At 73.5% G+C, this 13,623-nt stretch carries 17 protein-coding genes; 1 reads left to right on the top strand and 16 read right to left on the bottom strand.

Annotated elements, in window-relative coordinates:
* From ACSNN8_RS25790 to ACSNN8_RS25850, 13 genes are all read right to left on the bottom strand, one after another.
* Nucleotides 1-883, bottom strand: an 883-nt coding sequence (locus ACSNN8_RS25790) for an aKG-HExxH-type peptide beta-hydroxylase (protein ID WP_436652134.1), incomplete at its 3' end; no start/stop codon positions are given.
* Between the two features lie 54 nt (nucleotides 884-937).
* Nucleotides 938-1,105, bottom strand: coding sequence for a hypothetical protein (locus tag ACSNN8_RS25795; protein WP_436652135.1), 168 nt, complete (start codon nucleotides 1,103-1,105; stop codon nucleotides 938-940).
* Between the two features lie 88 nt (nucleotides 1,106-1,193).
* A complete protein-coding gene (locus ACSNN8_RS25800) occupies nucleotides 1,194-1,403 on the bottom strand; it encodes a hypothetical protein (protein WP_436652136.1) in 210 nt (69 codons plus the stop codon).
* A 67-nt stretch (nucleotides 1,404-1,470) separates the two neighbouring features.
* Nucleotides 1,471-2,058 (bottom strand): hypothetical protein, encoded by a 588-nt coding sequence (locus tag ACSNN8_RS25805; protein WP_436652137.1) that lies wholly within the window; start codon nucleotides 2,056-2,058, stop codon nucleotides 1,471-1,473.
* A 52-nt stretch (nucleotides 2,059-2,110) separates the two neighbouring features.
* Nucleotides 2,111-2,665: a MerR family transcriptional regulator gene (locus tag ACSNN8_RS25810; RefSeq protein ID WP_436652138.1), complete on the bottom strand. Its 555-nt coding sequence runs from the start codon at nucleotides 2,663-2,665 to the stop codon at nucleotides 2,111-2,113.
* 136 nt (nucleotides 2,666-2,801) lie between these two features.
* Nucleotides 2,802-3,266 carry a bifunctional nuclease family protein gene (locus ACSNN8_RS25815; protein ID WP_436652139.1) on the bottom strand — a complete coding sequence of 155 codons (465 nt, stop codon included), beginning with the start codon at nucleotides 3,264-3,266 and terminating at the stop codon, nucleotides 2,802-2,804.
* Between the two features lie 120 nt (nucleotides 3,267-3,386).
* A complete protein-coding gene (ftsR, locus tag ACSNN8_RS25820) occupies nucleotides 3,387-4,055 on the bottom strand; it encodes a transcriptional regulator FtsR (RefSeq protein WP_436652140.1) in 669 nt (222 codons plus the stop codon).
* Between the two features lie 68 nt (nucleotides 4,056-4,123).
* Complete coding sequence (gene odhI / locus ACSNN8_RS25825) at nucleotides 4,124-4,570, bottom strand: oxoglutarate dehydrogenase inhibitor Odhl (protein ID WP_436652141.1); 447 nt, start codon at nucleotides 4,568-4,570, stop codon at nucleotides 4,124-4,126.
* A 167-nt stretch (nucleotides 4,571-4,737) separates the two neighbouring features.
* Entirely contained in the window at nucleotides 4,738-5,118 is a 381-nt protein-coding gene (gene gcvH / locus ACSNN8_RS25830) for a glycine cleavage system protein GcvH (RefSeq protein WP_436652142.1), read from the bottom strand.
* Between the two features lie 38 nt (nucleotides 5,119-5,156).
* Nucleotides 5,157-6,053 carry a DUF881 domain-containing protein gene (locus tag ACSNN8_RS25835; RefSeq protein ID WP_436655423.1) on the bottom strand — a complete coding sequence of 299 codons (897 nt, stop codon included), beginning with the start codon at nucleotides 6,051-6,053 and terminating at the stop codon, nucleotides 5,157-5,159.
* 100 nt (nucleotides 6,054-6,153) lie between these two features.
* On the bottom strand, nucleotides 6,154-6,486 hold the full coding sequence (locus ACSNN8_RS25840) for a small basic family protein (protein WP_436652143.1): 333 nt from the start codon (nucleotides 6,484-6,486) through the stop codon (nucleotides 6,154-6,156).
* Complete coding sequence (locus ACSNN8_RS25845) at nucleotides 6,483-7,424, bottom strand: DUF881 domain-containing protein (protein ID WP_436652144.1); 942 nt, start codon at nucleotides 7,422-7,424, stop codon at nucleotides 6,483-6,485. The genes ACSNN8_RS25840 and ACSNN8_RS25845 overlap by 4 nt, the downstream gene beginning before the upstream one ends.
* Nucleotides 7,424-8,026 (bottom strand): CDP-alcohol phosphatidyltransferase family protein, encoded by a 603-nt coding sequence (locus ACSNN8_RS25850; protein ID WP_436652145.1) that lies wholly within the window; start codon nucleotides 8,024-8,026, stop codon nucleotides 7,424-7,426. The genes ACSNN8_RS25845 and ACSNN8_RS25850 overlap by 1 nt, the downstream gene beginning before the upstream one ends.
* Nucleotides 8,027-8,306: 280 nt before the next feature.
* Between ACSNN8_RS25850 and ACSNN8_RS25855 the strand changes: the two genes are divergently transcribed.
* Complete coding sequence (locus tag ACSNN8_RS25855; RefSeq protein ID WP_436652146.1) at nucleotides 8,307-9,224, top strand: SDR family oxidoreductase; 918 nt, start codon at nucleotides 8,307-8,309, stop codon at nucleotides 9,222-9,224.
* On the opposite strand, the gene ACSNN8_RS25860 is transcribed toward ACSNN8_RS25855, so the two are convergent.
* Genes ACSNN8_RS25860 through ACSNN8_RS25870 form a run of 3 tightly spaced genes read right to left on the bottom strand, consistent with a single transcriptional unit; the run spans nucleotide 9,215 to nucleotide 13,556 of the window.
* Entirely contained in the window at nucleotides 9,215-10,177 is a 963-nt protein-coding gene (locus ACSNN8_RS25860; RefSeq protein ID WP_436655425.1) for a helix-turn-helix transcriptional regulator, read from the bottom strand. The genes ACSNN8_RS25855 and ACSNN8_RS25860 overlap by 10 nt on opposite strands.
* 5 nt (nucleotides 10,178-10,182) lie before the next feature.
* Nucleotides 10,183-12,135, bottom strand: a complete 1,953-nt coding sequence (locus ACSNN8_RS25865; protein ID WP_436652147.1) for a vWA domain-containing protein — start codon at nucleotides 12,133-12,135, stop codon at nucleotides 10,183-10,185.
* 2 nt (nucleotides 12,136-12,137) lie between these two features.
* On the bottom strand, nucleotides 12,138-13,556 hold the full coding sequence (locus ACSNN8_RS25870) for a sigma 54-interacting transcriptional regulator (protein WP_436652148.1): 1,419 nt from the start codon (nucleotides 13,554-13,556) through the stop codon (nucleotides 12,138-12,140).
* Between the last annotated feature and the right edge of the window lie 67 nt (nucleotides 13,557-13,623).

The raw sequence follows: 13,623 nt of genomic DNA on the forward strand, positions 1-13,623 counted from the left end.
ACACAAGCTGCCGCGCGGCGTCCTCGGGCACCAGGTCGACGAGGTCGAGCACCGCGCCCAGCTTGGCGTGCTGGAACTCGTGCACCAGCAGCACGGCCAGCTCCGCCGGGCCGGTGCGGGCGACGCCGAGCGCCCCGAACGCGTGCCGCGAGGTGGCGCTGCGCGGCGTGCCGCCGGGCGCGGGGGTCAGCGGGACAATCGCGCGCAGCCCCTGCCGCAGCCCGTCCCGCTGATCCGGGGCGTCGGTGCCGAGCCGGGCCCAGGCCTCGCCGAGGGCGGCCGACCAGCCGTCCGCGTCCGCCGGGCCGAGGTGGCCGCCGGCGGCGTGCTCGAGGCGGTCGCGGTACGGGTCGGCGTCCTCCAGCAGGATGCGCAGACCGTCCACAGTGACCCACCGGGCGGCGTGCCAGCCCTTCACGGTGGCGTCGCCGGCGAGGGGGACGCGGCCGCCCGGCCAGCGCAGCGTCAACGACCCGGGCCCGGACACCACCACGGTGACCTCGGCCGCGGGCGCCGCGAAGAACCCGACCGTGGGCAGGTGGATGCGCCCGCCGTGGGCCCGCACCGGCACCTCGGCCCGCACGCCGGCGCAGACGGCCACCGCCGCGGCGATCGCGGACGCCCAGTCGGGGTCGCAGCCGGGGCCGCCGTCGAGGCAGCTGACCGCCCACGAGCGGACGAACGGGTGCCGCAACACCTCGTCGAAGACGCCCGGCGCCTGCCGTTCCAGCCCGGCCAGCAGCTGCCCGCCGGCGGCCGTCTCGCCGGCCACCTCGCCCACCAGGGCCCGGTTGATCGCCAGCTCGGCGTCGGCCAGCCACGCCACCGTGGCGGCGTCGCCGTAGCCGCGGCCGAGCGCGTCGAAGGCCTCCGCCGGGAGCACGCCGAGGTCGCCCGTGACCGGGCCGGGGTGCGCGTGGATCGCGATGGCGGGCTCTCAGCGGCTCGCGGAGGACGGGGCCACGCCGGAGCGGTCCCGCGCTTGCTCGAACCGGACGATGCGGCGCACGATCGCCGCGGACGCCGTCCGCTCGATCCGGTCGATGGGGCTGCGGCGAGCCTCGTCGAGCGGGCGCGCGGACGGTTTCGCGGTAGGCAGCGGCACGACGAGTCCCCCAGATCCCGTTGAAGGCACCTGGAAGCATAGACAACACTGAAGGTCATGTCACGAGCACGCACGGTGCTGCGCGTGCTCAGTGGCGGCTGGGCCCGATCACCCGGAACACCGACGTCTGCTCCAGCACGCGGGGCTCCTCCACGTCGCCGTCGCAGAGCAGCGCCACCGGCTGGCGGGGCAGCCCGGACACCTTGTCGGGCATCCACCCGACGACCAGCCACACCTTGTCACCGCCCGGCGTGGGGCCCAGTTCGCGAAGATAGAGCGGATAGTGCTGCGGGATCACAGCCTCGACGCTACGCGCCGTCCGCCCCCGCCCGCCGGAGTTTGACCGGGTTGCCCGGTACGGCGGCTCAGCCCGCGCCGCGGCAGGCCTCACGCGCGGCGTACCGGGCCCAGTCCAGCCCCTCCTCGCGGGGCAGGCTCACGGTGGTGCGCTCGCCGTCGACCAGCAGGTCCAGGCCGGCGCGCGGCGCGGCCCGCTTGGTGCAGTCGACGCGGCCCGCGACCGTCAGCTGGGCCACCTCGTCGGGACCCAGCGGCACCGACCTGTGGGCCCATTCCGTGACCGACTCGTAGGTCGCGTCGCCGGGCTCGGCCCCGGGCAGGACCGCGACCGCGAGGGCGGCGAAGGCGGGGTCGTTGGCGGGCTCGACGGCGCGCACCTGCACCGGCGCGTGGTTGAAGTTCTGCACGTCGACCTGGATCACGAAGTCGTGGGCGGCGTGCTCTGCAGTGAAGCCGTGCCCGGTGCCGGCCTCGACCAGGAACGCGTCGATCGGGGCGGACGGCGGCGGCGCGGTGCGGGCCTTGCCGCGCGTCTGCACCGCGAGCACCAGGACGGCGGCGGCCACCAGCACGCCGATCAGCACCCGGCCGAGCGTGCCGGACAGGAAACCGGCGGGCGCGTCGTCGCCCGGGCCGCTCTCGAGGATCTCCACGCGCCCATCGTGCGCGACGGGATCAACCCACGCGGCGGCGGGCGCGACGGGATCAGCCCGCGCGGCGGCGGGCGCGGCGGGCGGCGAGCTCGTCCCCGGCCGCGGGCTCGGGGTCGGAGCCCACCGGCACCGGGCCACCGGCCGGCTCGGCGGGCAGGTGCGACAGCGAGCCCTGGATCTCCTTGAAGGCGCCGCCGATGGCGATGCCGAACACGCCCTGGCCGCCCTGCAGCAGGTCGACGACCTCCTCGGGCGAGCGGCACTCGTACACCGTCGTGCCGTCCGAGATCAGCGTGATGCCGGCCAGGTCCGCCACCCCGCGCGAGCGCAGCGTCTCGATGGCCCGGCGGATGTTCTGCAGCGACACGCCCGCGTCGAGCAGGCGCTTGACGACCTTGAGCACGACCAGGTCGCGGAACGAGTAGAGCCGCTGGGTGCCCGAACCGGAGGCGTCACGGATGCTGGGCACCACCAGCGACGTGCGGGCCCAGTAGTCGAGCTGGCGGTAGCTGATGCCGACCGCCTGGCACGCCGTCACCCCGCGATAACCGACCGCTCCGTCCTCGCCGACGAGTGCGCCGTCTTGTTCCTCAGGCTGCTCGTGCACGCGACCACCTCCCCGCTGCGCGGTGCCGCCGCTTCACCTGGACTTCACGAGCGTATATCTCAGCGCCTCGGGAAACAGGGAGGTAACGCGGCGACACGCCGCGATCCGGCGAGGCGGTTGTCGATCTTCTGGGGGTCTATCCGGCGAAATCCTCGGGGCGGACCTGGTCGAGGAACTCGCGGAACTTCTCCACCTCGTCCTCCTGCTCGTCGGGGATGACGATGCCCGCCTCGGTCAGCACCTGGTCGGCGCAGCGGATCGGGGCGCCCACCCGCAGCGCGAGGGCGATCGAGTCGCTGGGGCGGGCCGAGACCCGCACGTCCTCGCCGATCAGCAGGTCGGCGTAGAACACGTTGTCCTTGAGCTCGGTGATCTCGACCGCGGTCAGCGGCGCCTCGAGCGCCGTGAGGATGTCGCGCAGCAGGTCGTGCGTCAGCGGACGAGCCGGCTTGACGCCCTGCTGCTCGTACGCGATGGCGGTCGCCTCGACCGCGCCGATCCAGATCGGCAGGTACCGATCGCCGTCCACCTCTCGCAGCAGGACGATCGGCTGGTTGCTGGGCAGCTCCACCCGAACCCCGACCACGCTCAGCTCGCGCACCGCCGCCTCCGTGTCGTTGTCGCGCCGCCCCGCACGGCTGCCCCTAACCTGCACGGTACACGCCCGCCGTCCGGATCCGACGGGTGCCGCATACCCTCCGAGAGCCTAGGCCAACCGGCCCTAGCGGCCGAGTTCGCCGCGCAGTCCGGCGCGCACCAGTGCGGCGTGCAGACGCTGCGACAGCGCCTGCAGCTCGCGGGCGGTCTCCCCGGCCCGGGCCCGCGCGGCCGGGTCGCTCTGCCGCACCAGCGGGGCCAGGAGCTGCGTGAACAGGCCGACCTCGCGATCCGAGGCGGCCCGGAAGCCGCGCAGGTGGCGCAGCTCGAGGCCGTACCGGGTCAGGCCGACGACCGCCTCGACGATGATCACGGCGTCGCCGTCGTACCACCCCGGCGGCCGCGCGGTGACCAGGCCCATCCGCTCGAGCTCGTCCAGCAGCTCGGCGGACGCGCCCGTGCGTTCGATCACATCCTCCCGGGGGACCCGGGTGTCGGACGGGTCGGCGGCCTTCTCGGCGCCCACCGCGACCAGGGCCGGGCGGCTGGGCGCCACCGGCTCGGCCTCCATCCGGTCGAGCTGCTCGCGGATCACCCGCAGCGGGAGGTACTGGTCGCGCTGCGCGGTCAGCACGAACCGCAGCCGCGCGACGTCGTTCCACGAGTACTTGCGGTACCCGGAGGCGGTGCGCTGGGGATCGACCAGCCCCTCCGCCTCCAGGAACCGCAACTTGCTGATCGTGGTGTCGGGGAACTCGGTGCGCAGATGGGCGAGCACCTCCCCGATGCTCATCAGCGCAGGCTCGCGCCCACCCTGGGGGCGTGAGGCTCCCGGGTCGCGCGCGGCTGCCCCCGACACTGCTAGCTGCCCTCTCCCTCGGGCCGCGGGCCGGCGATGAACACCAGCCGGAACTTGCCGATCTGCACCTCGTCGCCGTTGCTGAGCGTGGCCGCCTCGACCCGCTCGCGGTTGACGTACGTGCCGTTGAGCGAGCCGACGTCGCGGACCGTGAAGGTGCCGCTGTCGCGGTGGAACTCGGCGTGGCGGCGCGAGACCGTCACGTCGTCGAGGAAGATGTCGCTGTCGGGGTGCCGGCCGCTGGTCGTCACGTCATGGTCCAGCAGGAAGCGGGCGCCCGCGTTCGGGCCCCGGCGCACCACCAGCAGCGCCATCCCGGGCGGGAGCGAGCCCGACATGCGGCTCGGCACCACGTCGGTGTCGGGTCCCTCGAGCACCTCGTCGAGGGCGCCGAGGTTCAGCGTGGACGTGACGTCGAGCGGGGGGAACTCGTCGTCTGGGCGCGTCATGGACCACCTCACGGATCAGTTGGTCGCCGCCTCGCGGCACGGGTCTCCCCCGCCGCGGCCGTAAGGCTCGGACGCACGACATTCGGTTTCAATGGCATAACATTCGTTGTGCCCCGCGAGCCTAGTCAGCGCCAATATCGCGGGGCAACCGGACGCGCTGACGGTTGTCAGCTCTCCGTCAAAGCTTTGTAGGCGTCGGCGTCGAGCAGCTGCGCGACCGCACCGGAATCGGCGGGCGCGATCTCCACCAGCCAGCCCGCCGCATAGGGCTCGGCGTTGATCAGCTCGGGCTCGTCGGCCAGCGACGCGTTCTTCGTGACCACCGTGCCGGAGATCGGCGCGTACAGCTCCGAGACGCTCTTGGTCGACTCGACCTCGCCGAACGTCTCCCCCGCCGTCACCTCGGTGCCCTCCTCGGGCAGGTCCACGAAGACGATGTCGCCCAGCGCGTCCTGCGCGAAGTGGGTGATGCCCACCCGCACGGGCCCGCTGCCGTCTCCGGCCACCCACTCGTGCTCAGCCGTGTACCGCAGGTCCTCAGGAATCACGCGTTCTCTCCCGTTTCCACGATTACCCGGCGACCGTTTCAGGACGCCGGCCGTGCGTATTGCAATGTCGTGGCCGCCCGGACCGCGGTCACCTCGACCAAGGTCCGTTGTTCCATCGTCACGCTACCGCCGCCGCTGTTCACCGACGCCACCACCCCGCCGGGGATCTGCAACGCCGTCTGCATCACCTGGGGCACGCCGATCACCGTGAGGACGAACGGCCCGCTGAGCCGGTTGTCGTCCACGATGATGCCGCCGCCCTCGGCGTCCACGAAATAGCTGGACGCCACGATCCGCACCGGTCCGCCCTGGGCCCCGGCGATCTGCATGACCTCGCCGCCGGCGCCGCGCAGCTCCTGGACCGTGTTGAGGATCGCCGACGCCTTGACGCCGTTGATCACGATCCGCAGACCCGGCCCGCGGCCCGGCAGCGTGCCGCCGAGCAGACCGAGCTCGTCCGCGCGCTTCTCCGCCTCAGCGAGCGCCGCCTGCCGGCCCGCCACGCCCGAGGTGAGCTGACGCTGGCTGGTCTCCAGCGCGCTGATCTCGCTCTGCAGCCGGCTGTCGCGCGCCTCCAGGTCGCTGAGGATGCGCACCAGGTCCTCCTGGCGCGTGTTCGCCAGGCCCTCGTCGCTGTCGTTGCTGCGCAGCTGCACGACCAGCGTGAAGCCGAACAGCGCCAGCAGCACGAGGATCAGCGCCCCCGCCGAGCTCGGGCGCCGGCTGAGCAGACCGGCGGGCTTCTTCTCCCGTACGGCCTCGGCCGGCGCGCCCTCGTCCGGCGTCACCGGATCGGGTGACGGCGGCTCGGCGGGCGGCTCGGCGGGCGCCTCCCGGGGCACGGACAACCGGCGCGTCGGGCCCTCGAGATCGTCGGTCGGCGGGGCCTCCCGCGGCGTCTCCACCGTGGGACCCTCGTCCTCGACCGGGGTCAGCCGGCGGGTGACCTCCTCGGCCTCGTCCGGCTGCGCGGCAGGCGGCGGCTGGTGGCCCGCCGTGGACAGGTCCTCGGGCTGCTCGGTCACCGCGTCCCCCTCACGCCCGGAACAGGTGGCGGCGGATCGCCGCCACGTTGCCGAAGATCCGCACGCCGAGCACCACCACGACGCCGGTGGAGAGCTGACCGCCGACGCCCAGTTGGTCGCCCAGATAGACGATCAGCGCCGCCACCAGCACGTTCGAGATGAACGAGATGACGAACTGCTTGTCGTCGAAGATGCCGTCCAGGGTGGCGCGCACCCCGCCGAACACCGCGTCCAGCGCCGCCACCACCGCGATCGGCAGATAGGGCGCCAACGCCGGGGGCACGGTCGGGTGGAACACGATGCCCAGGACGACACCGGCGATCAGGGCGAGTACGGCGATCATCGGCCGCCTTCCGACGATGAGCGGGACGGGCCGGCCGGGGTGGAGGCCGATCCGGAGGACGAGAAGGTCGAGGGCTGCGGCGGCGGCGCGGAGGTCTCGGCGACCCGCAGCTTGAGCTCGGTGGCGGCGTCCAGGCGCAGGTCGTCGGCCTCGCGGGCGTCGAACGACATCCCGTACTTGCCGCCGAGCTGCTCGAAGAAGCGCCCCGCGTAGCCGGTGCGGAAGTCCTCCGCGAGGTCGTCGGGGCCGATCGCCACCACCTCGTACGGCGTGGTGACCGGGCGCAGGTCGACCAGGATCGCCTCGCCGGCCTGCCGGATCGTGGACGTCGCCGTCAGCCGCTGCCCGTTGATCGCGATCGCCTCGGCGCCCAGCGACCACAGCGCGTTCGTGGCCAGCTGCAGGTCGCTGTCCTTGACCCGGGCCACCGTGTTGCGCTCCCCGGTGACCGGGTTGATCGGCGTGGGCCCGTCGCCCACCGTGATCCGCGCACCGGAGCCCTGCACCGGCGCCAGCCCGGTGGCCGCCTCGGTGTCGCGCAGCCGCTGGGCCTCCTCGCCGCTGAGCTGCCGCTCCCGCAGCGCGGACACCTCGTCGGCCAGCCGGTCGGACTGCTCCTGCAGCGCGGCCGTGATCTCCCGGCGCTTCTGCACCTGCTCGATCAGCTCGGCGCGGGCGGTCGAGCGGGCCGGCTCGTCGGCCACCGTCTGCTGGTACGCCACGACCAGCAGGAACCCCAGCGCGACGAGCGAGAGCGCGAGCACGCCGCTGGTCACCCTCTTGCGGGCGCCCACCGGCTCGCCGTCGCGCAGCTTGCGGGCGGCCGCGTCGGCGTACCCGGGCTCGAGCGGGTTGCGGAACAGCTCGGTGAGGAAGTCGGGCGCGTAGACCCGCTTCGGCGGCGAGGCTTCGACGGGCGTCTCGTCCGGCACAGCCATCAGGTCGCCACCCGCGGCGCCCGCAGGAGCTGGGCGGTCTGCAGCAGGTAGAGCACCCCGGCGGCCCAGTACAGGCCGAGCGCCCACCACGCGAGCCCCCAGCCCAGCGGCCCGGCCCACCCGTCGATCGAGGGCACGGCCCGGGCGAGCAGGATCACCGGGAACCCGGCGAGCAGCACGAACGTGCCGGTCTTGCCCACGTAGTGCACCGGCGGGGGCCCGTACCCGTGCCGTCGCAGCACCAGCAGCGCGACGCCCAGCACCAGCTCGCGCAGCAGCAGAGCGCCGGTCAGCCAGTACGGCACCACGCCGCGCACGGTGAACCCGATCAGCGTGGCCAGGATGTAGAGCCGGTCGGCGAACGGGTCGAGCAGCTCCCCGAGGCGGCTCACCGAGTTCATCCGCCGCGCCACGAACCCGTCGACCCAGTCGGTCGTGCCGCCGATCGCGAGCACGATCACCGCGGCGACGTCGTGGTGCGGGCCGAGCAGCAGATAGAGGAAGAGCGGAACGCCGAGCAGCCGGATGAAGCTGATGACGTTCGGAATCGTCCAGATCCGGTCGGAGGGGCCGGCGATGGACGGCGCAGGCTGCTGCGACATCGCGACTTCCTCTCCCCCGACTGCGCCGGGACGGCGGCCCGGCTGATCCGGCGACCGGCACGGCCACACCCGGATGCATGCGTCCCCCGACGCCCGGGTCCCCCGACCGGCCACTCGCCGAGCAACTATAACGAGCTTCAGAATCCCCGTCGCCAACCACTCACGTGTCGCACATCGCCTAGAGCATCCTAGGAACCTAGTTCGACAGTTTCGAGCGGCCTCCGACGACAGCGAGAAAGGCGGACATGGGTTGTCAGGTTTTCGGGAGAGCATCGGCGGCATGGCTGAACAACCACTCACTGGCAAGGTGGCCCTCGTGGCCGGGGCCACCCGCGGCGCGGGGCGGCAGATCGCGGTGCAGCTCGGCGCGGCGGGGGCGACGGTCTACGCGACCGGGCGCAGCACCCGGGGGCGGCGCTCCGAGATGGACCGGCCCGAGACGATCGAGGAGACCGCCGAGCTGGTCACGGCGGCGGGCGGCACGGGGATCGCGGCCGCGGTCGACCACCTGGTGCCCGAGCAGGTGCAACGGCTCGTGCGCCGCATCGACGACGAGCAGGGGCGCCTCGACGTGCTGGTCAACGACGTGTGGGGCGGCGACCCGCTGACCACCTGGCACAAGCCGGTGTGGGAGCAGCCGCTCGAGGCGGGCTTCCGGCTGCTGCGGCTGGCGGTCGACACGCACATCATCACCAGCCACTACGCGATGCCGCTGCTGATCCGCGGGGCCGGCGGGCTGGTCGTGGAGGTCGGCGACGGCACCACGGCGTACAACGAGAAGAACTACCGGCTCTCGGTGTTCTACGACCTCGCCAAGACCAGCGTGAACCGGCTGGCGTTCGCCTGGTCGCACGAGCTCGACCCGCACGGCGGCACGGCGGTGGCGCTGACCCCGGGCTGGCTGCGCTCCGAGATGATGCTCGACGGCTTCGGGGTCACCGAGCAGAACTGGCGCGACGCGACGGCCAAGGAGCCGCACTTCGCGATCTCGGAGTCCCCGGCGTACGTCGGCCGGGCCGTGGCAGCCCTCGCCGCCGACGAGGACAGGCGCCGCTGGAACGGCCGGTCGGTGTCCAGCGGCGAGCTGGCGCAGGTGTACGGCTTCACCGACGTCGACGGCAGCCGCCCGGACGCGTGGCGTTACCTGGTCGAGGTGCAGGACCCGGGCAAGCCGGCCGACGTGACCGGCTACCGGTAGAGCGCGGCCGTGCGTGCGGCGGCCTCGGCCAGCCGGGCGCGCAGCGAGGCCGGTTCGAGCACCTCCGCCTCCGGGCCGAGACGCAGCACGTACGAGTAGGCGACCTCGAGCGACTCGACCGGCAGCCGGGTGCGGACCCACCCGTCCGCGTCCGGCTCCTGCGCCGCGGCAAGCGCCTCGCCCACCGCGACGGTCTCGGCGACGAACCGCAGCAGCCGTACGCCGGAAGGACTGAGCCGGACGGTGATGACCTCGCGCAGCATCTGCCGCACGAAGTCGACCGCCCGCGCCGCCCAGAACGACGGCAGGTCGAAGGCGGGATCCCGGGCGAACGTGTCACCGGTCGGCTCGACGGCGGTGATCCGGTCGACGCGGTAGGACCGCAGGTCCTCCCCCACCGCGCCGACGAGGTACCAGACGCCGTTCTTGAGGACCAGGCCGTACGGCGAGACGGTCCGCGTCACCTCGTCGCCGCGCCGGTAACGCATGGTCAGCACGCGGTCGTGCCACACGGCCTGGGTGAGCTCGGCCAGCAGCGGCGGCGTCTGCGGGTCCTGGAACCAGCCCGGCGCGTCCAGGTGGAAGCGCTGCCCGGCGCGTTGCGACGCCTCCCGCAGGCCGGGCGGCAACGCGGCGAGGATCTTGAGCCGGGCCGCGCGGGCCGGCTCGGTCAGGCCCATCTCGGAGGCCGGCCCCGGCAGCCCGGCCAGGAACACCGCCTCCGCCTCGGCCCGCGACAGCCCGGTCAGCCGGGTGCGGTAGCCGTCGACCAGCCGGTAGCCGCCGGCGCGGCCCTGCTCGGCGTAGACCGGCACGCCCGCCGCCGACAGCTCGACCACGTCGCGGTAGACGGTGCGCTCGGACACCTCCAGCTCTCCGGCGAGCTCGGCGGCGGTCATCGTGCCGCGCGACTGCAACAGCAGCACCAAGTTGATCAGCCGCGCGGCACGAATGGTGATCAGCGCCCGCGCCGGGCCCGCACGTAGTCGTCCACCACGTAACGCCCCAGCTCCTCCGCGTCGGGGCTGAACACCCGGCCGCCGTTGCGCTCGGCGACCGCGTTCACGAACCGCTGCAGGCCGGGGTCCTCGCCCAGCATGAAGAAGTTCAGCGTGGCGCCGTAGCGGGTCAGGTGGTCGACCTCGTGGATCGTGGCGCGGACCGTCTCGGGCAGCGGCGGCCACCAGAACATGGCCTCGCCGTCCGGCTCGAGGTGGGCCGTCGGCTCACCGTCGGTCACCACCAGCACCACCGGCTCGGCCCCCGGGTGCCGGCGCAGATGCCGGCCCGCGAGCTTGAGCGCGTGCTGCAGGTTGGTGCCCTTCTCCATGGTCGGGTCGATCGCCGCCAGCTGCGCCTGCGAGAGCGCCGACGCGTGCAGGCCGAACCCGATGATCTGCAGCGCGTCCTGCGGGAACTGGGTGGCGACCAGGTGCGACAGCGCGAGCGCGGTCTGTTTCATCGGGCCCCAGCGCCCGTCGGCGTACATCGAGTAGGACAGGTCGACGCAGAGCGCGACCGCCGCCGACGCCCGCCGCTCGGTCTCGGCCACCTCGAAGTCGTCGGGCTCCAGGCGGACGGGAAGCACGCCGACCCCGCCGCCCGCGGCCCGGCGCCGGACCGCGTTGCCGATCGTGCGCACCACGTCCAGCGGCTGCTCGTCGCCGAACTCCCAGCGCCGCGACGACCCGATCAGGTCGCCGGCCGCCCCGGCGTCGCGCAGGTCGTGCTGCCCCTGCTTGCGGCCCGACAGGTCGTCGAAGACCTGGGCGAGCGCCGTACGCCCGAGCCGGCGCAGCGCCTTGGGCGAGAGCGTGAGCCCCTCGGCGTCCCGCGTGACCCACCCCTGCCGGTTGAGCTCGCGCTCGAGCTCGCGCAGCCGGCGCACGTCGTCGGCGGCCGAGCGGCCCAGCTGGCGCTCCACCATCTCGACGTCCACGTCGTCGAGCGTGGCGCCGGGATGCTCCTGGCCGAGCTGGTCGAGCAGCTCGTCGAGCTCCCCGATCTCGCCCAGCGCCGCGGCCGCGTCGCCGTACCCCAGGTCCTCGGGGCCCCGCATCCGCTCGCCGCGGCCCCAGTTGAGCTGGGGACGCAACGCCCGCAGGTTGTCGGTCAGCTCGCCCAGCTGTCCCCGCAGCGGGCCGTCGCCGAGCGCCTGGTCCATCAGCCGGGACAGCTCCTCCTGCTGCTGCGGGCTCAGCGACCGCATCAGCCGCTCGGCCGCCGCGGCCTGCCGGGCCAGCGAGTCGATGAGCTCCTCGACGTTGCCGGGATTGCCCGGGAAGAACTGGCCGTGCTTGTCCATGAACTGCTGGAACGCGTCGTCGGTGTCCTCGCCGCGGGCGTGCTTGGCGAGCAGGTCGTTGAGGTCGGAGACCATCTCGGAGACGCCGTCGAGGTTGCCCTGCTGCAGCGCCTGCTTCATGCCGGCGAACCGCTGCTCGATCACCTCGTTGCGCAGCCCGTCGAGGATCTGTTGGTAGAGCTGCCGGGCCTCGTCGGACGCCCAGCTGTAGTCGGACAGCTCCTCGACGGCCCGCGACGTGGACCGCGGCAGGTTGTCGAGCACTGCCTCCTGAAAACGCGCGTCCATGTCGTCGCGGCCGCGCAGCTCGTCGCGCTCGGTGGCGACGGCCTGGTCGAGCAGCTGCTGCGCCCGGGTGACCGCGCCGTCGAGGTTGCCGCGGCGCAGCGCGTCGCGGCGCATCCGGCGGGCCCGGTCACGCAGCTCGTCGAGCCCGCGCCCGGCCCGGGGGCCGCGCCGCACCAGGTCGCGCAGCACGTCGCGCAGGCTGTCGCCGGCCAGCACGCGCTCGCCGACCTCGTCGACGGCGGCCCGCACGTCGTACGGCGGGGCGAGCGGGTCGGGCCCGTCGCGCCACGCCCCGTACCGGAACCTGTTTCGTGCCATGCCTAGCTCCCGTAGAGGGTGCGGCCGTCGTCGGTGAGCTCCTTGGCCAGCCGGCGGGTGAGATGGAGCCCCTCGAGCACGAACTCGACGCCGCTCGCCGCCTGCCCGGGACTCGGCGCGTCGCCCAGCCCGAGCCGGTCGAGCACCTTGGCCAGCCCCGGCACCGTGCCGATCTGGCCGAGCAGCTCCTCGGCGCTGACCAGGTCGCCGGTCTCGATGATCGCGCCCTCGGCCACCAGGTCGGTGAAGCCGGACAGGTCGAGCCCGCCCAGCCGGTCGCGGAACGTCTCGGCGGTCGCGACCCGCAGCAGGTGCCCCAGCACCTCGGTCTCGCGCCCCTCCTCGCCGCTCTCGAACTCGACCTTGCCGCGCAGGGTCGAGGTCACCGACACGGTGTCGCACACCCGGGCCACAGCCTCGCGCTCGCCGCGCAGCCCGCTGCGGCGCAGCGCGGAGGCGGCCACCGTCTCGGCCGCGGCGATCGCGAACCGGGCGGAGATGCCCGAGCGCGCGTCCACCGACGGCGACGCGCGCACCGCCCGGGTGTAGCGGGCCAGGACGTCGACCAGGTGGTCGGGCACGGCCGCGACCAGCTCGGCCTCCTGCCGGATCAGCGCGGTCTCCAGGCTCAGGTCGACCGGGTAGTGCGTGCGGATCTCGGCGCCGAACCGGTCCTTGAGCGGCGTGATGATCCGCCCGCGGTTCGTGTAGTCCTCGGGGTTGGCCGAGGCCACCAGCAGCAGGTCGAGCGGCAGCCGCAGCTGGTAGCCGCGCACCTGGATGTCGCGCTCCTCGAGCACGTTGAGCAGCGACACCTGGATGCGCTCGGCCAGGTCGGGCAGCTCGTTGACCGCGAAGATGCCCCGGTTGGTGCGCGGCACCAGCCCGAAGTGGATCGTGTCGGGGTCGCCCAGCGCGCGCCCCTCGGCCACCTTGATCGGGTCGACGTCGCCGATCAGGTCGCCGACGCTGGTGTCCGGGGTGGCGAGCTTCTCGCCGTAGCGCTCGGAGCGGTGCAGCCACGAGATCGGCAGCAGGTCGCCGGTCTCGGCCACCAGCCGCCGCGACGCCGGGGTGAGCGGATGGTAGGGGTGCTCGTGCAGCTCGGAGCCGGCGATGACCGGCGTCCACTCGTCGAGCAGGTCGATCAGCCCGCGGATGAGCCGGGTCTTGCCCTGGCCGCGCTCGCCGAGCAGCACCATGTCGTGCCCGGCCAGCAGGGCCCGCTCGACCTCGGGCAGGACGGTGTCGTCGTAGCCGACGATGCCGGGGAAGCGTTTCTCGCCCGAGCGCAGCCGGGCGAGCAGGTTGTCGCGCAGCTCCTGCTTGACGGTGCGGAACTCGTGGCCGGAGGCCCGCAGCTCGCCCACGGTGCGCGGGAGGTCGGATGGGGGTGTGATCGCGGTTGGTGCGTCTGTCACCGCAAGAACGCTACTCCGCCTGTGTGACAAGTCGCCGCCCCCGGCTTCTCGCCCCCTGCCTGTGCCC

It is taken from the genome of Actinoplanes sp. URMC 104 (genome assembly GCF_051386375.1).
Lineage (GTDB): Bacteria > Actinomycetota > Actinomycetes > Mycobacteriales > Micromonosporaceae > Actinoplanes.

Bases quoted from the DNA above. Each gene is read 5' to 3' on its own strand.
- ftsR (WP_436652140.1), bottom strand. From the start codon at position 4,055: ATGAGCATCGGGGAGGTGCTCGCCCATCTGCGCACCGAGTTCCCCGAC.
- odhI (WP_436652141.1), bottom strand. From the start codon at position 4,570: ATGACGCGCCCAGACGACGAGTTCCCCCCGCTCGACGTCACGTCCACG.
- ACSNN8_RS25840 (WP_436652143.1), bottom strand. From the start codon at position 6,486: ATGATCGCCGTACTCGCCCTGATCGCCGGTGTCGTCCTGGGCATCGTG.
- ACSNN8_RS25845 (WP_436652144.1), bottom strand. From the start codon at position 7,424: ATGGCTGTGCCGGACGAGACGCCCGTCGAAGCCTCGCCGCCGAAGCGG.
- ACSNN8_RS25850 (WP_436652145.1), bottom strand. From the start codon at position 8,026: ATGTCGCAGCAGCCTGCGCCGTCCATCGCCGGCCCCTCCGACCGGATC.
- ACSNN8_RS25855 (WP_436652146.1), top strand. From the start codon at position 8,307: ATGGCTGAACAACCACTCACTGGCAAGGTGGCCCTCGTGGCCGGGGCC.
- ACSNN8_RS25865 (WP_436652147.1), bottom strand. From the start codon at position 12,135: ATGGCACGAAACAGGTTCCGGTACGGGGCGTGGCGCGACGGGCCCGAC.